Source organism: Caulobacter flavus, from assembly GCF_003722335.1.
In the GTDB taxonomy this organism is placed as follows: domain Bacteria; phylum Pseudomonadota; class Alphaproteobacteria; order Caulobacterales; family Caulobacteraceae; genus Caulobacter; species Caulobacter flavus.
The window spans coordinates 1,090,001-1,107,786 of record NZ_CP026100.1 but is presented as its reverse complement, the minus strand read 5'-3'; the positions used below and the strand labels follow the sequence as shown (position 1 = coordinate 1,107,786).

The window sequence follows — 17,786 nt, the reverse complement described above, 5'->3', positions numbered from 1 at the left end:
GGCCGACCCTAAGCGCGGGACGGTTAACCGCCCGGCAATGGTGAAGCTCTGTTCAGAGCGGCAATTCGACGCGTTTGACCACGGTGCGCATGGCGATCGACGAGCTGACCCGCACCACGCCGGGGATTCTGGTCAGCTCCTGGCTGTGCACCCGCTCCAGGTCGTCGACGTCGGCCACCACCAGCCGCAGCAGATAGTCCGAGCCGCCGGTCATCAGGTAGCACTCGGCCACCTCGCGCACGCCGGCCACGGCCTTCTCGAAGGCGGTCAGGGCGGCCTCGGCCTGGGACGACAGGGTGACGGTGACGAAGACGCTGAGCGGCAGGCCCACGGCCCGCTCGTCGATCACCGCGGCGTAGCGGCCGATGACGCCGGCGTCCTCCAGGGCCCGCACCCGGCGCAGGCACGCCGACTCCGACAGGTTGGCCGCCTTGGCCATGTCGACATAGCTGGCCCGACCCTCGCGCTGGAGCAGGCGGAGGATCTTTCGGTCGAACACATCAAGCGTGACCGGGGATTTCTTCACCGAATGGCTCCGTTTACGCAGGATTCCTGCATACCACGTTCTTAGAAGGACGAAAGAACCAAGAAACATGCGAACGTAGAGGCGTACACCAGCGTTAAAGCTAAAAAGCGAGGAAACATCATGCGCGTTGGCGTCCCCTCCGAGATCAAACCGGGCGAGCACCGGGTCGGCCTGACCCCCACCGCCGTCCGCGAATACGTCGCCCACGGCCACCAGGTGCTGGTGCAGCAGGGCGCGGGCCTGGGCGCCGGCTATGCCGACGAGGCCTATGTGAAGGCCGGCGCGAGCATCGCTCCGGACGCCGACGCGGTGTTCGCCGGGGCCGAGATGATCGTGAAGGTCAAGGAGCCCCAGAAGATCGAGTGGGAGCGCCTGACCGACCGCCACATCCTCTTCACCTACCTGCACCTGGCGCCCGATCCGGCCCAGACCGAGGGCCTGCTGGCCTCGGGCTGCGCGGCCATCGCCTACGAGACCGTCACCGATGCGCGCGGCGGCCTGCCGCTGCTGGCCCCGATGTCGGAAGTGGCCGGCCGCATCGCCGTGTTCTCGGCGGCCGAGACCCTGCTCAAGCACAACGGCGGCATGGGCCTGCTGCTCTGCGGCGTGCCCGGCGTGCCGCCGGCCCGCGTGGCGGTGCTGGGCGGCGGCGTGGTGGGCTCCAACGCCGCCCGCATGGCCGCCGGCCTCGGCGCCGAGGTCGTGGTGCTGGAGCGCTCTATCCCCCGCATGCGTGAACTGGACGACCTGTACCAGGGCCGCATTCTCACGCGCTATTCGACGCTGGACGCGGTGGAGGAGGAGATCCTCAAGGCCGACGTGGTGATCGGCGCGGTGCTGACCGCCGGCGCGGCCGCCCCGAAGCTGGTGCGCCGCGAACACCTGTCGCGGATGAAGCCGGGCTCGGTGCTGGTCGACGTGTCGATCGACCAGGGCGGCTGCTTCGAGACCAGCCACCCGACCACCCACGCCGAGCCGACCTACACCGTCGACGGCGTCGTCCACTACTGCGTGGCCAACATGCCGGGCGCGGCCCCGCGCACCTCGTCCGACGCCCTGGGCAACGCCACCCTGCCGTTCGGCCTGGCCCTGGCCGACAAGGGCCTGGACGCCCTGGAGGACAACGTCCACCTGGCGCGCGGCCTCAACGTGCTGGGCGGCAAGCTGACCCACCCGGCCGTGGCCCAGGCCCTGGTGAAGGACTTCGTCGACCCGTTCGGCGTCTGGGGCGGCTCGAAGCTGTAGAAACTTTTCCCGTCATCCCGGAAGCCGCGCTAGCGGCTATCCGGGACCCAAGGGCCGTCGGCGCGGCGGCGTCAGCGGTCCTGAGCAGTGGCCGGCGCGATGCCGCGGGCCCTGGGTCCCGGCTCTTCGCGCTGCGCGCTACGGCCGGGATGACGAAAATTGGGGGGCTTCAGAGCCCCGCCATCTCCTCGATCACCTTCAGCGCGGCGTCGCGCGGGTCGTTGGCCGCCGTGATCGGGCGGCCGCAGACCAGGTGGCTGGCGCCGGCCTTCAGGGCGTCGGCCGGGGTGGCGGCGCGCGCCTGGTCGTTCTTGGCCGCCCAGAAGGGGCGCACGCCCGGCGTCACCACCAGGAAGTCCGGCCCGCCGATCTCGCGGGCCAGCGCCGCCTCGTGCGGACTGGAGACGATGCCGTCGACGCCGCACTCGATGGCCTGGCGGATGCGGCGCTCGACCAGGGCGCGGGCGCTGAAGGCGTAGCCCATCTCGATCAGGTCGGCGTCGGTCAGGCTGGTCAGCACGGTGACGGCCAGGATCTTCAGGTCCGAGCCGGCCTTGGCGTTCACCGCCGCCTGCATCACCTGCGGCTCGGCGTGGACCGTCAGCAGGTCGCAGCCGGCCCCGGCCAGCACCCGGGCCGAGCGCTCAACCGTCGCGCCGATGTCGTGCAGCTTCCAATCGAGGAACACCTGCTTGCCGGCCTTCTTCAGGTCGCCGGCGAAGGCCATGCCGTCGGTGGCCAGCAGCTCCAGGCCGATCTTGTAGAACGAGGCCGCGTCGCCGATGCGCTCGACCATTTTCCGGGCGTCGGCGACCGTGGGCAGGTCCAGCGGGATAATCAGGCGCGGATCGGCGGTCATCGACAAGGCTCCGGTGTTGGCGCGCGAGGCCGCATCGCTCTAGAGAGAGCGACGTTTCCCGCACAGTCATGAAGGTTGAGGACGTCGAATGAGCCAGGCCGAACTCGCCGTCAACTTCTTCGTCGCGCTGTTCGCCCTGATCGACCCGATCGGCAACGTGCCGCTGTTCGCCGCCGCGACCATCGGCGCGGCCTCGGCGGGGCGGCGGATGGTGGCCGTCTACATCGGCCTGTTCGTCCTGGCCTTCCTGGTCTTCTTCTACTTCACCGGCGTGAGCCTGCTCGAGTTCTTCGGCATCTCGATGCCGGCCTTCCGCATCGCCGGCGGCATCATCCTGTTCATTCTCGGATTGGACATGGTGCGCGACGACTTCACCACCATGTTCGCCGACGCGGCCGAGGGGGAGGGCGAGGTTCTGTCGGCCCGGGTCTACGCCAAGAAGCGGTTCGAGCGCCTGATCGTGCCGTTCGCCATGCCGCTGCTGATCGGCCCTGGGGCGATCTCGACGGTGATCATCTACGCCAGCGAGGCCAAGCACCTGGGCCTGGCCGGCATGGCCCTGGGCGTGGGCGTGATCGCGGCGGTGTCGGTGGTGCTGGTCGCCACCTTCTGGGCCGCGCCGGTGATCAGCAAGGTGCTGGGCCGCATCGGCATGAGCATCGTGGTGCGGGTGCTGGGCCTGATCCTGTGCGCCCTGGCGGTGCAGTTCGTGCTGATCGGGGTGGGCGACGCCACGCGCGGCCTGATCCGGGCGGACGCCAAGGCGCCCTACGCGGCGGAGAAGTAAGAACCCTCTCCCTGAAGGGAGAGGTGGCCGCGAAGCGGTCGGAGAGGGAAGGCTTTGCCGAGGCGGGAGCCGACTTCCCCCTCCGTCGCCTTCGGCGACACCTCCCCCTTCAGGGAGAGGGTCTTGCTAGACCTTCCGGAACTTGCCGCCCTGGTTGGCGATCAGCGCCAGGGCCCATTCGTCGGGGATCAGCTTGGCGAGCACGGCGATGGCCTTGTTGGGCGCGCCGGTGACGCAGACGGGGCGGTTGGCCTCTGCGGCCTCGTAGCCGGCGGCGGCGACCTCGTCGGCGCCCAGCCACATCCAGGCCGGCAGGCTCTGGCTGACCTGGGCCCGGGTGCCGTTGACGTCGTGGAACTCCGACAGGGTGAAGCCCGGGCACAGGGCGCTGACGTGCACGCCGTTGGCCAGGTTCTCCAGGTGCAGGCTCTGGGAGAACTTGACCAGGAAGCTCTTGGTCGCCGCGTACAGCGTATGGCCGGCCGCGCCGGGGACCAGGCCCGCCAACGAGGCGACGTTGACGATGCGTCCGAAGCGTCGTTCGACCATGCCGGGCAGCACCTTGTGCGTCAGCCCGCACACCGAGGTCAGCATCACCTGCAGGAAGGCCGACTGATCGGCCCAGCTGGTCTGGTCGTAGGTTCCTGGCAGGCCGTAGCCGGCGTTGTTGACCAGGGCGTCGACGTCGCGGCCCTCGGCGGCGATCGCGGCCAGCACCGCGTCGACGCCGGCCGGGTCGGCCAGGTCGGCCGTGATCGCATAGGCCTCGACCCCGAAACGCAGGCGAATCTCGGCGGCCAGGGCCTCCAGCCGGTCGAGCCGGCGGGCGGTCAGGGCCACGTCGTAGCCGTGGCTGGCGTAGATGCGGGCGAAGGCGGCCCCGATACCGGCGGAGGCGCCGGTGATCAGGGCGAGGCGGCGGGCCATGGAGTCGAAGGTCCTGCAAACGAAGCGTCGCAGGAAGTCGAGCACGCCGGCCGGTCTGGTTCAAGGCGCGGTTGAAGCGGGGGCGGAGGAACGACCTGGGGAGGGCTGGGTCGGTCGTTCCTCCGCGAAGGGCGCGCCCGGGGGAGGGGGATGGCGCGCCCGATAGTCGGGCTCTTAGGCCGCGTCGCTCAGCGCCGGTTGCGCGCCGCGGGTCCAGCGGACGGCGGCCTCGGCCACGCGCACGCCCAGCAGGCGGGCGGTCTCGCGGTCGCCGGCCGGCGGGGTGATCTCGGGCGAGGCGTTGTCGGACTGCGCCGCGACGCCGACGAACGAGCCCACGCGGTTGATCGTCTCCGGACCGCGCTCGGCGGCGGTGACGGCCGGCGGGGCGACGCCCAGGTTGACCCAGTTCATGCCGTGCTGGGCGGCCAGGATCGTCAGGCTGGCCAGGGCGTGACCCTTGTCGCCGGCGAAGCTGTGCGAGTTGGTGAAGCCCGCAGCCAGCTTGTCCTTCCAGCCGCCGGTGAAGAATACGGCAGAGGTGGCGTCGGCGAAGACTTTGAACACGCCCGAGACGTCGCCCATGTAGGTCGGCGCGCCGAACACCACGGCGTCGGCCTCGGTGATGGCGTCGAGGATGGGCTTGAAGTCCTGCGTCGCGCTTTCGATCGGCAGGACGACCGGGGTCTGGCCGGCGTCGCGGACGCCCTGCGCGACCTTGTCGGCGAGGACGGCGGTGTGGCCGTAGCCCGAGTGATAGACGATGGCGACCTTGGTGCTCATGGCGGGTTCATCCCCAGAAATTGGCTGCCGATCAGAAACTGTATCGGTAGCGATTACGTAATGGGCCCCGCGACCGGCGCCAGGGGTAATCGCAACAATTTCGGGTGCAGTTTTTCTGAGGGCGGCTTTAAGGCGCGCTCGACCCGGCCGCCTCGAGACTTCAGGCGCTTTTCAGCACGGCCTCGCGCTCGGCCGGATCGGCCAGCAGGTCGGCTACCGAGATCCGCGACAGCCGTTCGGCGGCGGCGGCGTCGGCGGCGATCAGGGCCGCGCGGACCGCGTCGGGGATGCGGGCCCCGACCGGGCAGCCCTTCACCCCAGGCGGGGCGGTGCCGAGATTGGCGCAGCCGTGGACGGCCCGCAGCACGGTGTCGAGGGTGATGTCCTGGGCCGGCCTCAGCAGCCAGGCGCCGCCGTTGGCGCCGGCGCGCGCGCCGATCAGCCCCGCCTTGCCGAGCATGGCGGTGACGCGCCGGACCACCACCGGATTGGTGGGGACGGAGGCCGCGAGTTCGGCGCTGGCGACGGCGCGGTCGGGGCTGAAAGCCTCCTTGTGCGCCAGATAGGCCAGGGCGTGAGCGGCGACGGGGAACTTCTGACTGTCGGACATGATCTTCTGTAAGTCCGGAACGTAAGGGGGGAACGCGCGCGTTGAAACAAAAACCGTCACCGGTCCGCGGCCAAGGTCGCGATTGAACCCGGATCAGATTGGGTGTATCGCGCGCCGCTTGATCGATATGGGGCTTCGCGCGAGATTTTCGAGGGCGCGGTCCCGGAGGGATTGAATGGCTTCCGAAGCCTCCGGCGTTTCGAACACTGAGAACGCCTCCGTCGCGGCGTGCGACATTCCCCAGCAAGCGGGCTCCGCCAATGGTCACGGTCCCAAGGGCCATGGCACGTTCGTGCTCGCGCTGGGTTCCGTCGGCGTCGTGTTCGGCGACATCGGCACCAGCCCGCTCTACGCCTTCAAGGAGGCGCTGCACACGGCCGCCGCCGACGGGGTGACGCGGGCCGAGATTCTCGGCGTGGTGTCGCTGGCCCTGTGGGCGCTGATCCTGGTCGTGACGATCAAGTACGTGCTGTTCATCATGCGCGCCGACAACAAGGGCGAGGGCGGGGTGCTGTCGCTGATGGCCCTGGCCCAGCGCGCCATGGGCCGGCGCACGGCCCTGGTGTTCGGCCTGGGCGTGATCGGGGCGGCGCTGTTCTACGGCGACGCGGTGATCACCCCGGCCATGTCGGTGCTGTCGGCGGTCGAGGGCCTGCGGACCATCCCCGCGCTCGAGCACAGCATCACCACCGAGATGGTGCTGCTGATCGCCACGGTGATGCTGCTGGGCCTGTTCTTCATCCAGAGCCGCGGCACGGCCAAGGTCGGCCAGCTGTTCGGGCCGGTCTGCGCCTTGTGGTTCACCGTCATGGCGGTGCTGGGCGTCTACAACCTGCTGGCCCATCCCGGCGTCTTCCGCTCGATCAACCCCTACTACGCGGTCCACTTCCTGCAGCATCACGGCATGGCCGGCTTCATCGTGCTGGGCGCGGTGTTCCTGACCGTGACCGGGGCCGAGGCCCTGACCGCCGACATGGGCCATTTCGGCCGCTGGCCGATCCAGGCCGCGTGGCTGTTCTTCGTGCTGCCGTGCCTGGCCCTGAACTATCTGGGTCAGGGCGCCCTGGCGCTGAACACCCTGGTCGAGGCCGAGCGGACCGGCGCGCCGTTCCAGGAGCTCAACTGGTTCTTCGAGATGGCGCCCGACGTCCTGCGCCTGCCGCTGGTGATCCTGGCCGGCGCGGCCACGGTCATCGCCAGCCAGGCGGTGATCACCGGCGCCTTCTCGCTGACCCAGCAGGCGATCCAGCTGGGCCTCCTGCCGCGCATGGACGTGCGCCGCACCTCCGAGACCCAGTCGGGCCAGATCTTCGTGCCGCAGCTCAACACCATGCTGCTGCTGGGCGTGCTGGCGGTGATGTTCACCTTCAAGACCTCGTCGGCCATGGCCCACGCCTACGGCCTGGCGGTGACCGGGACGATGGTGGTGACCACGGCCATGGCCTTCATCGTCATGCGCCAGCTCTGGAAGTGGCAGCTGCCGGCGGCGCTGGCCTTCCTGATCCCCTTCATGACCCTGGACCTGGTGTTCCTCAGCGCCAACGCCCTGCGCTTCTTCACCGGCGGCTGGCTGCCGGTGCTGATCGGCGCGGCCCTGTTCACGATCATGGCCACCTGGGTGCGCGGCAGCCAGATCCTCAGCGAGAAGACCCGCCGGGACTCGGTGCCGCTGGCCGACCTGATGGAGATCCTGCGGGCCCGCGCGCCGCACCGCGCCCCCGGCACGGCGATCTTCCTAACCTCCGACCCGGACATGACGCCGGTCGCGCTGATGCACAACCTCAAGCACAACAAGGTGCTGCACGAGCGCAACGTGGTGCTGACCGTGCGCACGGCCGAGACGCCGCGCGTGCCCGAGGAGGACCGCATCAAGACCTTCAAGGTCAATGACGACTTCAAGAAGGTCGAGATCTACTACGGCTTCATGGAAAGCCCGAACGTGCCCAAGGCGCTGGCGCTGCTGCGCAAGCAGCAGGGGCTGAAGTTCGACATCATGGCCACCAGCTTCTTCCTCGGCCGGCGCTCGATCGTGCCGTCGGCCAATTCGGGCATGCCCCTGTGGCAGGACCGGCTGTACATCTTCCTGATGAAGAACGCGGCCAACCCGACCGACTTCTTCAAGATTCCGCCCGGCCGCGTGGTCGAGCTCGGCGCCCAGGTGACTGTGTAGATGGATATTCTCGGCGTCATCGGCGACGTGCTCTGGATTCTGGCCCTGTCGATCATGGCCGGCGCGTCGCGCATGGCCTGGAGCAAGATCCCCAAGGGCGAGTCCACGCCGGTGGCCTGGTCGCCCGGCGGCGCGACCCTGCTGCGCCTGCCGCGCGGTCCGGCCCTGGTGCTGCTCCCGGCCGGGGCGTTCGCGATCAGCCTCTACCTGCTGGTCGAGAGCCGGCAGGCCGACGACCTGACGCTGTCGATCATCATGCTGGGCCTGCGCGCCACCTTGGCGGCGATCTTCGCGGTCATCCACCTGACCCAGGTGCGGCGGGCGCTGAACCAGCTGGCCGAAGAGGGCAAGATCCGGCTGTAGGGCCGCTTGCCGACCCTGTTGTTTCCCTCGTCGCAAAAGCGCGCTAAACGCCCCGCGACTTTGTGTTTTCGCCTTCGACAAGGACCCCCGACATGGCCCAGAAGCCCGTCAAGAAGGTCGTGCTCGCCTATTCGGGCGGTCTCGACACCTCGATCATCCTCAAGTGGCTGCAGACCGAGTACGGCGCCGAGGTCGTGACCTTCACCGCCGACCTCGGCCAGGGCGAAGAGATCGAGCCCGCGCGCGCCAAGGCCCTGGCCGCCGGCGTGAAGCCCGAGAACATCTTCATCGAGGACGTGCGCGAGGAGTTCGTGCGCGACTTCGTGTTCCCGATGTTCCGCGCCAACACGGTCTACGAAGGCCAGTACCTGCTCGGCACCTCGATCGCCCGCCCGCTGATCGCCAAGCGCCAGATCGAGATCGCCCGCCAGGTCGGTGCCGACGCCGTCAGCCACGGCGCCACCGGCAAGGGCAACGACCAGGTCCGCTTCGAGCTCGGCTACTACGGCCTCGAGCCCGACATCACCGTGATCGCTCCCTGGCGCGAGTGGGACTTCAAGTCGCGCGAAGCGCTGCTGGAGTTCGCCGAGAAGCACCAGATCCAGATCACCAAGGACAAGCGCGGCGAAGCGCCGTTCAGCGTCGACGCCAACCTGCTGCACAGCAGCTCGGAAGGTAAGGTCCTGGAAGACCCGGCGGTCGAGGCCCCGAGTTCGTCCACATGCGCACGATCTCGCCGGAAGACGCGCCGGATCAGCCGACCATCATCACCATCGACTTCGAGAAGGGCGACCCGGTCGCCATCGACGGCGTGGCCATGAGCCCGGCCACCCTGCTGACCAAGCTGAACGAACTGGGCCGCGACAACGGCGTCGGCCGCCTCGACCTGGTCGAGAACCGCTTCGTCGGCATGAAGTCGCGCGGCGTCTACGAGACCCCGGGCGGCACCATCCTGCTGGCCGCCCACCGCGGCATCGAGAGCATCACGCTCGACCGCGGCGCCATGCACCTGAAGGACGAGCTGATGCCGAAGTACGCTTCGCTCGTCTACAACGGCTTCTGGTTCTCGCCCGAGCGCGAGATGCTGCAGGCCGCCATCGACTACAGCCAGGCCAAGGTCTCGGGCCGCGTCCGCGTGAAGCTCTACAAGGGCAACGTCACGGTCATCGGCCGCGAGAGCGCCTACAGCCTGTACGACCAGGACCTCGTCACCTTCGAGGAGGGCAAGGTCGCCTACGATCACCGCGACGCCGGCGGCTTCATCAAGCTCAACGCCCTGCGCCTGCGCGTGCTGGCCAAGCGCGACCAGCGCGGCTGAGGCTTTCGAGCTTCGGATCAGGAACGAGCCCCGCCGGAAACGGCGGGGCTTTTTCTTTGCGCGATGGGACCGCCATGATTGCGCCGCGAGCCGTCGCCACCTTTCCGGCAATGGTGGAGGGGCGCTGATGATCCGGACAGGTCTGGTGGCGGTGGCGATGTTGTCGGCGGCGCCGGCCTTTGCGGCGGACACCCCGGTGGTGGCCCAGGCGCGGGCCGAGGCGCAGGCCCTGGTCGCCAGGGAAGCGCTGATCGAGGAACTGGGAGGCATGGGCGCGGTCGACCAGGCGACGCGCGTGACCTTCCTGAAGGCGCGCAAGACCGCCTCGCCCGAGGATCGCGAGGCGCTCGACGCGATCTGGGCCGAGCACTACGAGCCGATCGACCGCAAGCACACCGAACGGCTGAAGACGCTGCTGGCCGGGCGCGGCTGGTTCACGCCCGAGGAGGTCGGCCAGCGCGCCGCCGACGGGGCCTTCCACATCGTCAACCATTCCCCGGATCTGGCCTTCCAGAAAGAGGCGCTGGCCAAGATGGAGCCGCTGGTCGCCGAAGGGCGCGGGCCCAGCGGTTATCCCAACCTCTACGACCGTATCGCCGAGCAGGAGGGGCGGCCCCAGCGCTACGCCACCCAGAGGGCGCGCTGCGTCGACGGCCGCCACGCCATGCCCGACAATGTCGAGGATCCCGCCGGCCTCGAGAAGCGGCGCGCCGCGCTCGGCCTTCAGACCATGCCGGAATATCTCAAGGGGCTCGACAACCTGTACGGCCGCTGCGATCCGCCGAAGGCAGGCTAGGCAGGCTAGGCAGGCTAGGCAGGCTAGGCAGGCTAGGCAGGGGTGGCCGGCGCCGTCGGCTGCACCAGGTTCGGCGCGATGTTGATCCCGGTCTTGTTGTAGACGACCCAGCCGATGACCTTGAACACGGTGTTCAGCAGGGTCTGGCCCAGCGCCAGCGTCATGTACCGCGTGAACTGGATGGTCTGGTTGAAGGCCAGTTCCTGGTTGTGAAGGATCATGTCGGCGGCTTCCGGCGTGATCTGGTGGTTGGCCAGGGCCGTGCGGGTCTGGATCGTCGCCTCGGCCAGGCTGCGCAGATAGCCCGGCACCACGGTCTTGTTGGCGTTCCACCAGTCGGTGGCGGTGTCGCCCAGCTGCTGTTCCAGCACGGAGACGAGGCTGTCGACGTCGTCGACCTGCAGGGTGGAGAAGTCGATGCTCATCGGGCGGCTCGCCTCACTTCATGGCCGTGACGGCCTTGGCCGCCTGATCGCAGCTGACCATCATCGCGGTGGTCGCGCCGGTGTTGGGAACGATGCCCTGCAGCTGGTGCAGCTGGGCCAGGCCCTGGACCTGGGCGCTGCAGCCCTTGATCATCGCCACTTCTGCGTCGATGGCCTTCTGGGCGGGCTTGGCGGCGTAGGGCTGGGTGGACGCGCGGATGGCGGCCACGGCCAGGGCGGCCTGGATGTTGGCGTAGGTCTCGATCTTGCCGGGATAGGTGGCCTTGTCGACGTAGAGGCCCATCTCGGCCTCGGCCGCCAGCTTGGCGACGCCCTCGTAGGCGGTGGTGATCTTGCTGTCGAGCGTGGGATCGTAGGGCGGGGCGAACACCGCGCAGCTGGCCAGCATCAGAAGACAGGCCAGGGCGATCGCCGGCCGTCGCATGGTCTCTAGCATGGGTCCCCTCCCGAAGGCGGCCAAGGTGGCGCCGCTCCGGGAGGGGCTCAAGCTTTAAGTTGAAGTCGTTCCGCGCGCGCCTTCCGGGCGAGCGTCAGGCGCCGCAGTCGGCCGGCGGGCCCTCGGCGCGGGAGGCGGCGATCTCGGCCTTGGCCTTTTCCAGGTCGGCCGCGAAGGCCGGGTCGGCGTGCAGGCGCGAGACCATCACCCCGCCCAGCAGGCGGCCCGCCTCCAGGTCGCTGGGGAAGTGCACGCCGCAGATCACCCGGCTGTCGCCGAACTCGCGGCCGCGGGCGGTGAGCTCCGCGGCGCGGTCGGGGACCAGCTCGGCCAGGACCAGGCCCCAGGACCAGCCGACCAGGGCGTGACCGGAGGGATAGGAGCCCTCGGTCTCGATCCACTTCTCGCGCGGCACGCAGATCGGCTTGCTGTTGCCCACCGGCGGGCGCGGCCGCGAGAAGGCCTGCTTGGCCGGGCGATAGATCGTGCCGGCGTCGTCGGTCATGCGTAGCAGCAGGTTGGCCAGGGTCGGGGTCTTCTGCGGGCTGATCGTCACCTTGGCGGCGCAGGAGAAGCTCCTGAAGCCGCCCGCGCCCGACAGGTCGGCGTCGGCGATCGCCTTGTCCCAGGCCGGCGTGCCGGCGAGCGCGCGGGTGTCGTCGTAGGCGGCCCGGTCGGCCTTGCCGCGCGGTGAGTTCGGGGCGGGCGGCGGGCCGACGATGCCGGGCGCGTCGAACGGCTCGGCCAGGGTCAGATAGCCCTTCGGCGGCTTGGTCCAGGTCGTCGAGCCGCCGGCCTGGGCGTAGGGCTTGGCCGGGGCCTGGCCCTGCCCCGACAGGGGCGCGCAGGCGGCCAGCAGCATTGCGGCGGAAATGGGGGCGCCGACGAGGGCGAGCGACGAAAAACGCATCATGGAAAGCCCGAAGTGAGGTCGTCCGGACACAGAGCGAGACGACTTGGCGGCGTCAAGCGAAAGCGGATTGACGACAGGATATGTTATTTCATAACGCATATTCGCCGCTCCCCCGGCAAGTTGGGATTTTCCGTCCATGACCCGTTCCATGGTCCGCCGCCAGGCGCTCGCCGCCGCCAGCCTCCTCGCATTGGCCGCCGCGGCGCCCGCCTGGGCCGCCGATACGGCCGCGCCCGCCGCCGACACCGATCCGGCCGACGCCGTCTCGCAGGTGGTGGTCACCGCCGCCCCCTACGCCGTGTCGCTCGACACCGTGACCAGCAGCGTCAACGTCGTCACCCGCGACAAGCTCGACGTCGCCCCGCCCGCCGGCCTCGGCGACGTGCTCAACGGCCTGCCGGGCCTGCGCTCCACCTTCTACGGTCCCGGCGCCTCGCGCCCGGTGATCCGCGGCCTGTCGGGGCCGCGCGTGATGGTGCTGCAGAACGGCGTCGGCCAGGTCGACGCCTCGGCGCTGTCGCCCGACCACGCGGTGGCCTCCGACCCGGCCGAGGCCTCGCGCATCGAGGTGCTGCGCGGCCCCTCCACCCTGGCCTATGGCGGCTCGGGCATCGGCGGCGTGGTCAACATGCTCGACGACCGCGTGCCGTCGACCCGCGCCAGCGCGCCCGTCGAGGGCCGCGTGGCCGGCTCGATGTCCAGCGTCGACGGCGGCTGGGGCGTCAGCGGCGCGGCCAAGTTCAACGCCGGCCCGCTGGTGTTCGCGGTCGACGCGGTTCACCGGCAGAGCGACGACTACGACGTGCCCGTCGCTCCGGTCTCCACGCGCCTGGCCGCCCGCGACGGCCTGACCGTCGATCCCGACAAGACCGTGCGCAACACCGATGTCGAGATGGACGCCTATGGCGCCGGCGTCTCCTACGTGCACGATCGCGGCTTCGTGGGTCTGTCGGTCAAGCGCACCGACACCACCTACGGCGTGCCCTACGCCCAGATCCTGTCGCCCATCGACCCGGACGCCGAGGGCCCGGTCTCGATCCACCTGCAGCAGACCCGCTACGACCTGCGCGGCGAGCAGGAGCTCGACACCCCGTGGTTCGAGAAGGTGCGGGTCTCAATCGGCCACGCCGACTACGAGCACGCCGAGGTCAGCGTCGAGGACGGCGAGGTCGGCACCCGCTTCCTGTCGGACGGCACCGAGGGCCGCGTCGAGCTGGTGCATCGCGAGCACGACGGCCACCAGGGCGCCATCGGCTTCCAGGCCCTGACCCGCAGCTTCGAGGCGATCGGCGACGAGGCCTTCGTGCCCAGCGTCGACATCAAGGAGTACGGCCTCTTCACCCTGCAGCGCTTCGATCGCGGCGATTGGGGCGTGGACGCGGGCCTGCGCTTCGACACCCGCTCGCTGGAGACGGCGACGCAGAAGCGCGACTTCGACAACGTCTCGGCCTCGCTGGGCGTGTTCTACAAGCCGGCCGAGCATCAGTTCGTCGCCCTGACCCTGTCGCGCAACGGCCGCGCGCCCACCGAGTTCGAACTGTTCGCCGACGGCCCGCACCCGGGCACCGGCGGCTACGAGAAGGGCGACGACAGCCTCGATTCCGAGACCGTCACCTCGCTGGAGGCCACCTATCGCTGGACCGCCCCGCGCCTGCGCGTCGAGGGCCACCTGTGGGGCGCCTGGTACGACAACTTCATCGAGGAGGCCCCGACCGGCGAGATCGAGGACAGCCTGCCGGTGTTCCAGTACTTCCAGACCGGCGCCAAGTTCCACGGCGCCGAGCTGGAGGTCGGCTACGACGCCTGGCGCGGCAAGGACCAGTCGGTCCGCCTGGAGGGCGTGGCCGACTACGTGCGCGGCGAGACCGATCTGGGCGTGCCGGCCCGCGTGCCGCCTTGGTCGCTCACCGGCCGGGCGATCTGGACCGCCTCCAACGTCGAGGCCGAACTGGAGGTGCGCCACGTGGCCGAGCAGGACCGGGTGGCGACCTACGGGCTGCCGACCGACGCCTACACCACGGTGAACCTGCGGGTGACGGTCAAGCCGTTCGAGGACAAGCCGCTGCGCTGGTTCGTCGACGGTCGCAACCTGACCAACGAGGAGGTGCGCGAGCACGCCTCGTTCCTGAAGGACATCGCCCCGTCGCCGGGCCGTTCGATCCGCACCGGGATCGCCTGGAAGTTCTAGGGCGAAATCGCGCCGCGCCTCTCTTCGCAAGCGAGAGCCGCGGCGCGGATTCTCCGTCCGGACGTGTCGATTGCCGGGATATCGCAGATCGGCTAGAAGCGCTGACCACCTCAAGGCCGCCCGCGATAGAGCGTCCGTTCTTCTTAGCCCTTCTGTAGAGCTTCTTATGGAAACGACCCAGTCCGCCGGCGGCATCACCGGCAACGTCCTCTTCTACTCCACGCCCGAGCCGCTGAACCGCGAACTGCACGGCAAGCTGGCCCTGGTCCACCAGGACAAGCCTTATGCCTTCGCCGCGGCCGGCACGGCCGTGCCGCTGACCGTGACCGAATTCGGTCCGGCCGGCCTGTCCTATCCGATCATCTTCGCCGGCGAAGAGCGCACCCCGCTCGCGGTGATGGGCCTGAACCAGGGCGAGAACCTGTTCATCCACGCCGACGGCTCGACCGAAGTCGGCGTCTACATCCCGGCCTACGTCCGCCGCTATCCGTTCGTGCTGGCCAACGACGACGCCCAGGGCCGCATGATCGTCTGCATCGACCGCGCCTCGAGCCTGCTGTCGGAAGCCGGCGAGACCCCGCTGTTCGACGCCAAGGGCGAACCGACCGAATACACCCAGAACTGCATCAAGTTCTGCGACGACTTCGAAGTCGAGCGCCGCCGCACCGACTCGTTCGTGCAGCTGCTGAAGGACAACGACCTCTTCGAACTGAAGACCGCCACCTTCACGCCGGCCGGCGCCGACGGCCAGCCGGGCGAGCCGCAGGTCGTGGCCGAGTACTACGGCGTCTCGGAAGAGAAACTGAACGCTCTGCCGATCGAGAAGCTGAAGGAACTGCAGACCTCGGGCGCCCTGGCCCAGATCTACGCGCACCTGGTGTCGCTGGTCGGTTGGGATCGCCTGATCGCCATCACCATGTTCCGCCAGGCTCAGGCCCCGGCCGCCAACCTCAACTGAGGTCGAGCGTAGGAACCAAAGAAAGAGGGCGGCGGATCGCAGGATCCGCCGCCCTTTTCATTTGGCCGGCTCTCTCTCCACGGGGGAGAGAGGGTCAGTGCACCGAGACCGGCGCCAGTTCGTGGGCCAGGGCGGCGGCCATGGCCGCGTCGCGGTCGGTGAGGACCGCCAGGCGGGCGCCGTCGGCCCGGCATACCGCATACAGCGTCTGGTCGGGCGCCAGGTCGAAATCCTCCACGCCCTCTGGCGCGTCGGCGAGGATCTCGGCCGCCTTGATCGGGCGCACATAGACGAGGTCGGGCGCGCCCAGCGCGGCGAAGGCCTCGGTCGAGAAGAACGGCGTGTGCGAATTGGGCGTCATGTGACCACCTCCTTCGATAGGGGAACGCTCCGAGGTCCCTGTGGTTCAGGCGGCTGGAGCGTGAGTGTCGTGCAGGGCCTCAGCCTTGCGAGCGGATGGGGATGCGCCGCACCTGGCGTTCGGGCGGCGGGCGGGCGACGTCGACGTGCAGCAGGCCGTGTTCGAGCGTGGCGGCCGACACCTCCATGCCCTCGGCCAGCACGAAGGTGCGCACGAAGCCGCGGGCGGCGATTCCCCGATGCAGGTAGGCGCGCTCGGCTTCGGTGCGGGCCTCGCCGTCGCGGCGACCCGCCACCACCAGCTGGCCGCCCTCGACGGTGACCTGCAGCTGGTCGGGAGAGAAGCCGGCGACGGCCAGGGTGATGCGCACGCCCTCGTCGGTCTGTTCGACATTATAGGGCGGATAGCTTTCACCAGCGGCCTTGGCGGCGCGCTCGATCAGGTCTCGGGTGTGTTCGAAGCCCAACAGGAACGGGCTGTCGAACAGGATCGTCCGGGTCATGCGAAGTCCTTACGCATCAAAGCGACTTCGTTCGCGGGGTCCGGGGCCCTGGAGCGGCGCCCCGATCCGCGATCGTCGGATATGAAGTGGCGACGGGCCCGCCGGGGTTCAAGGCGCAGATAGGCGTGACTGGCCCGGCGCGACGGTGCGTCGCGGGGCAGGAAGCGCCAGACCTGTGGATGCGTGCGGGTTGGCGCTTGTCATCGTCCGGTCACAGGCCTATATGCGCTCCTCCTCGGAACGGCGCTGACGAAGACGCTCGAAACCGGGGCCCACAAGGCCCTTGCTTCGGTTGGATCTCATCGCTAAGTTCCGCGGCCTCAATCGACTCGGGCAGCTGGATTGCCGACGGCCTTTGGCCTTCGGGAGGGAGCGCTTTTGTTGCTTTTGGAGGACTTCTGTTCTTCGAAGGTTTCTGAAAAGAGTTGGTTGACGGGGTTAGGTTGTTTCAATAGAAGCGCCGCCTCGTTCATCGGGATTGAAGAGTTCGCAAGAATTCGGAAGTGCTGGTGAAGAAGTTGAGCAGAACTTTCTTAGAAAGAATTGCTTGACAGGGTTTGGTGGTTTCTTTAGAGACTGCCGGCTCGCTGGTCCGGGGATTTCCCTGGTTCGGCATCGGGTCGAAAAGTTTTGAAAAAAACGATTTGACACGGAATTCGAGGTTAGCTAGATAGCCGCCTCCGCCGACACCGGGCGCTAAACGGTGGGGCCGCTCCCCGGTTACGGAGGCGGCTCGGAGCTCCGGCTCTGGTCTTTGACATTGTTGATTTGGAAAGAGAAACGCAGGCGGCGGCGCTCTGGCGATGACCCTTCGAGGTCATCTTAGACGCTGACGAATGCGGTCTCTTGAAGACACCATTTATACGGTGATCGAGCTTTCGGGCTTGGTCATTGTGTGATGGGAACTCGTCAAGAAACTATGCAAACCAGATACGCGACTGAGGTTTTCCCCTCGGTCAAATAGCTGGAGTCAATGTCAACTCAACCTGAGAGTTTGATCCTGGCTCAGAGCGAACGCTGGCGGCAGGCCTAACACATGCAAGTCGAACGGATCCTTCGGGATTAGTGGCGGACGGGTGAGTAACACGTGGGAACGTGCCCTTTGGTTCGGAACAACTCAGGGAAACTTGAGCTAATACCGGATGTGCCCTTCGGGGGAAAGATTTATCGCCATTGGAGCGGCCCGCGTCTGATTAGCTAGTTGGTGAGGTAAAAGCTCACCAAGGCGACGATCAGTAGCTGGTCTGAGAGGATGATCAGCCACATTGGGACTGAGACACGGCCCAAACTCCTACGGGAGGCAGCAGTGGGGAATCTTGCGCAATGGGCGAAAGCCTGACGCAGCCATGCCGCGTGAATGATGAAGGTCTTAGGATTGTAAAATTCTTTCACCGGGGACGATAATGACGGTACCCGGAGAAGAAGCCCCGGCTAACTTCGTGCCAGCAGCCGCGGTAATACGAAGGGGGCTAGCGTTGCTCGGAATTACTGGGCGTAAAGGGAGCGTAGGCGGACTGTTTAGTCAGAGGTGAAAGCCCAGGGCTCAACCTTGGAATTGCCTTTGATACTGGCAGTCTTGAGTACGGAAGAGGTATGTG

At 68.2% G+C, this 17,786-nt stretch carries 17 protein-coding genes, 1 rRNA gene and 1 pseudogene (1 of these 19 cut by a window edge); 9 read left to right on the top strand and 10 right to left on the bottom strand.

The annotated features are described in order from the left end of the window. Positions 1-52: 52 nt before the first annotated feature. On the bottom strand, positions 53-526 hold the full coding sequence (locus C1707_RS05315) for an Lrp/AsnC family transcriptional regulator (protein ID WP_101715270.1): 474 nt from the start codon (positions 524-526) through the stop codon (positions 53-55). 120 nt (positions 527-646) lie between these two features. On the opposite strand from C1707_RS05315, the gene ald reads away from it, so the two are divergent. Continuing rightward, positions 647-1,771 carry an alanine dehydrogenase gene (gene ald, locus C1707_RS05310; protein WP_101715271.1) on the top strand — a complete coding sequence of 375 codons (1,125 nt, stop codon included), beginning with the start codon at positions 647-649 and terminating at the stop codon, positions 1,769-1,771. Between the two features lie 169 nt (positions 1,772-1,940). Here ald and pyrF read toward each other — a convergent pair whose 3' ends face one another. Continuing rightward, on the bottom strand, positions 1,941-2,630 hold the full coding sequence (gene pyrF, locus C1707_RS05305; protein WP_101715272.1) for an orotidine-5'-phosphate decarboxylase: 690 nt from the start codon (positions 2,628-2,630) through the stop codon (positions 1,941-1,943). An 88-nt stretch (positions 2,631-2,718) separates the two neighbouring features. On the opposite strand from pyrF, the gene C1707_RS05300 reads away from it, so the two are divergent. Further along, positions 2,719-3,417, top strand: a complete 699-nt coding sequence (locus tag C1707_RS05300) for a MarC family protein (RefSeq protein WP_101715273.1) — start codon at positions 2,719-2,721, stop codon at positions 3,415-3,417. Between the two features lie 126 nt (positions 3,418-3,543). Here the strand turns inward: C1707_RS05300 and C1707_RS05295 are convergent, their stop codons facing one another. The 3 genes from C1707_RS05295 to C1707_RS05285 form a co-directional block, all read right to left on the bottom strand. Beyond that, positions 3,544-4,344 carry an SDR family NAD(P)-dependent oxidoreductase gene (locus C1707_RS05295; RefSeq protein WP_101715286.1) on the bottom strand — a complete coding sequence of 267 codons (801 nt, stop codon included), beginning with the start codon at positions 4,342-4,344 and terminating at the stop codon, positions 3,544-3,546. A gap of 174 nt (positions 4,345-4,518) precedes the next feature. Further along, positions 4,519-5,127 (bottom strand): flavodoxin family protein, encoded by a 609-nt coding sequence (locus C1707_RS05290; protein ID WP_101715274.1) that lies wholly within the window; start codon positions 5,125-5,127, stop codon positions 4,519-4,521. A gap of 160 nt (positions 5,128-5,287) precedes the next feature. Next, on the bottom strand, positions 5,288-5,737 hold the full coding sequence (locus C1707_RS05285; RefSeq protein WP_101715275.1) for an Rrf2 family transcriptional regulator: 450 nt from the start codon (positions 5,735-5,737) through the stop codon (positions 5,288-5,290). Between the two features lie 175 nt (positions 5,738-5,912). Here C1707_RS05285 and C1707_RS05280 point away from each other — a divergent pair, with 175 nt between their 5' ends. The 4 genes and pseudogenes from C1707_RS05280 (at position 5,913) to C1707_RS05265 (ending at position 10,384) form a co-directional block, all read left to right on the top strand. Beyond that, complete coding sequence (locus C1707_RS05280) at positions 5,913-7,907, top strand: potassium transporter Kup (protein ID WP_101715276.1); 1,995 nt, start codon at positions 5,913-5,915, stop codon at positions 7,905-7,907. Continuing rightward, the gene (locus tag C1707_RS05275; RefSeq protein ID WP_101715277.1) at positions 7,908-8,270 is read left to right on the top strand and encodes a hypothetical protein; all 363 of its coding nucleotides are present in this window, start codon (positions 7,908-7,910) and stop codon (positions 8,268-8,270) included. It abuts the gene before it with no gap. Positions 8,271-8,362: 92 nt separating this feature from the next. Then, positions 8,363-9,588: pseudogene (locus C1707_RS05270) on the top strand (argininosuccinate synthase). 127 nt (positions 9,589-9,715) lie between these two features. Then, positions 9,716-10,384 (top strand): DUF6624 domain-containing protein, encoded by a 669-nt coding sequence (locus C1707_RS05265; RefSeq protein WP_101715279.1) that lies wholly within the window; start codon positions 9,716-9,718, stop codon positions 10,382-10,384. A gap of 32 nt (positions 10,385-10,416) precedes the next feature. Here the strand turns inward: C1707_RS05265 and C1707_RS05260 are convergent, their stop codons facing one another. From C1707_RS05260 to C1707_RS05250, 3 genes are all read right to left on the bottom strand, one after another. After that, entirely contained in the window at positions 10,417-10,809 is a 393-nt protein-coding gene (locus tag C1707_RS05260; protein WP_101715280.1) for an aldo-keto reductase family protein, read from the bottom strand. A 13-nt stretch (positions 10,810-10,822) separates the two neighbouring features. Beyond that, positions 10,823-11,266, bottom strand: coding sequence for a hypothetical protein (locus tag C1707_RS05255; protein ID WP_101715281.1), 444 nt, complete (start codon positions 11,264-11,266; stop codon positions 10,823-10,825). Positions 11,267-11,360: 94 nt separating this feature from the next. After that, positions 11,361-12,179, bottom strand: a complete 819-nt coding sequence (locus tag C1707_RS05250) for an acid phosphatase (RefSeq protein ID WP_101715282.1) — start codon at positions 12,177-12,179, stop codon at positions 11,361-11,363. A gap of 148 nt (positions 12,180-12,327) precedes the next feature. Here C1707_RS05250 and C1707_RS05245 point away from each other — a divergent pair, with 148 nt between their 5' ends. Together C1707_RS05245 and C1707_RS05240 are read left to right on the top strand one after the other, a co-directional pair. Next, on the top strand, positions 12,328-14,367 hold the full coding sequence (locus tag C1707_RS05245; RefSeq protein ID WP_101715287.1) for a TonB-dependent receptor: 2,040 nt from the start codon (positions 12,328-12,330) through the stop codon (positions 14,365-14,367). Positions 14,368-14,533: 166 nt separating this feature from the next. Further along, complete coding sequence (locus tag C1707_RS05240) at positions 14,534-15,325, top strand: SapC family protein (RefSeq protein WP_101715283.1); 792 nt, start codon at positions 14,534-14,536, stop codon at positions 15,323-15,325. Positions 15,326-15,419: 94 nt separating this feature from the next. On the opposite strand, the gene C1707_RS05235 is transcribed toward C1707_RS05240, so the two are convergent. Both C1707_RS05235 and C1707_RS05230 read right to left on the bottom strand, forming a co-directional pair. Beyond that, positions 15,420-15,686: a DUF1150 family protein gene (locus C1707_RS05235; RefSeq protein WP_101715284.1), complete on the bottom strand. Its 267-nt coding sequence runs from the start codon at positions 15,684-15,686 to the stop codon at positions 15,420-15,422. Between the two features lie 79 nt (positions 15,687-15,765). After that, on the bottom strand, positions 15,766-16,188 hold the full coding sequence (locus tag C1707_RS05230) for an Hsp20 family protein (protein WP_101715285.1): 423 nt from the start codon (positions 16,186-16,188) through the stop codon (positions 15,766-15,768). Positions 16,189-17,170: 982 nt separating this feature from the next. Here C1707_RS05230 and C1707_RS05220 point away from each other — a divergent pair. Beyond that, positions 17,171-17,786: ribosomal RNA gene (locus tag C1707_RS05220) — 16S ribosomal RNA — on the top strand (it continues 866 nt past the right edge of the window).

Coding starts and splice junctions, on each gene's coding strand:
- ald (WP_101715271.1), top strand. CDS start 647: ATGCGCGTTGGCGTCCCCTCCGAGATCAAACCGGGCGAGCACCGGGTC.
- pyrF (WP_101715272.1), bottom strand. CDS start 2,630: ATGACCGCCGATCCGCGCCTGATTATCCCGCTGGACCTGCCCACGGTC.
- C1707_RS05300 (WP_101715273.1), top strand. CDS start 2,719: ATGAGCCAGGCCGAACTCGCCGTCAACTTCTTCGTCGCGCTGTTCGCC.
- C1707_RS05295 (WP_101715286.1), bottom strand. CDS start 4,344: ATGGCCCGCCGCCTCGCCCTGATCACCGGCGCCTCCGCCGGTATCGGG.
- C1707_RS05290 (WP_101715274.1), bottom strand. CDS start 5,127: ATGAGCACCAAGGTCGCCATCGTCTATCACTCGGGCTACGGCCACACC.
- C1707_RS05285 (WP_101715275.1), bottom strand. CDS start 5,737: ATGTCCGACAGTCAGAAGTTCCCCGTCGCCGCTCACGCCCTGGCCTAT.
- C1707_RS05280 (WP_101715276.1), top strand. CDS start 5,913: ATGGCTTCCGAAGCCTCCGGCGTTTCGAACACTGAGAACGCCTCCGTC.
- C1707_RS05275 (WP_101715277.1), top strand. CDS start 7,908: ATGGATATTCTCGGCGTCATCGGCGACGTGCTCTGGATTCTGGCCCTG.
- C1707_RS05265 (WP_101715279.1), top strand. CDS start 9,716: ATGATCCGGACAGGTCTGGTGGCGGTGGCGATGTTGTCGGCGGCGCCG.
- C1707_RS05260 (WP_101715280.1), bottom strand. CDS start 10,809: ATGAGCATCGACTTCTCCACCCTGCAGGTCGACGACGTCGACAGCCTC.
- C1707_RS05255 (WP_101715281.1), bottom strand. CDS start 11,266: ATGCTAGAGACCATGCGACGGCCGGCGATCGCCCTGGCCTGTCTTCTG.
- C1707_RS05250 (WP_101715282.1), bottom strand. CDS start 12,179: ATGATGCGTTTTTCGTCGCTCGCCCTCGTCGGCGCCCCCATTTCCGCC.
- C1707_RS05245 (WP_101715287.1), top strand. CDS start 12,328: ATGGTCCGCCGCCAGGCGCTCGCCGCCGCCAGCCTCCTCGCATTGGCC.
- C1707_RS05240 (WP_101715283.1), top strand. CDS start 14,534: ATGGAAACGACCCAGTCCGCCGGCGGCATCACCGGCAACGTCCTCTTC.
- C1707_RS05235 (WP_101715284.1), bottom strand. CDS start 15,686: ATGACGCCCAATTCGCACACGCCGTTCTTCTCGACCGAGGCCTTCGCC.
- C1707_RS05230 (WP_101715285.1), bottom strand. CDS start 16,188: ATGACCCGGACGATCCTGTTCGACAGCCCGTTCCTGTTGGGCTTCGAA.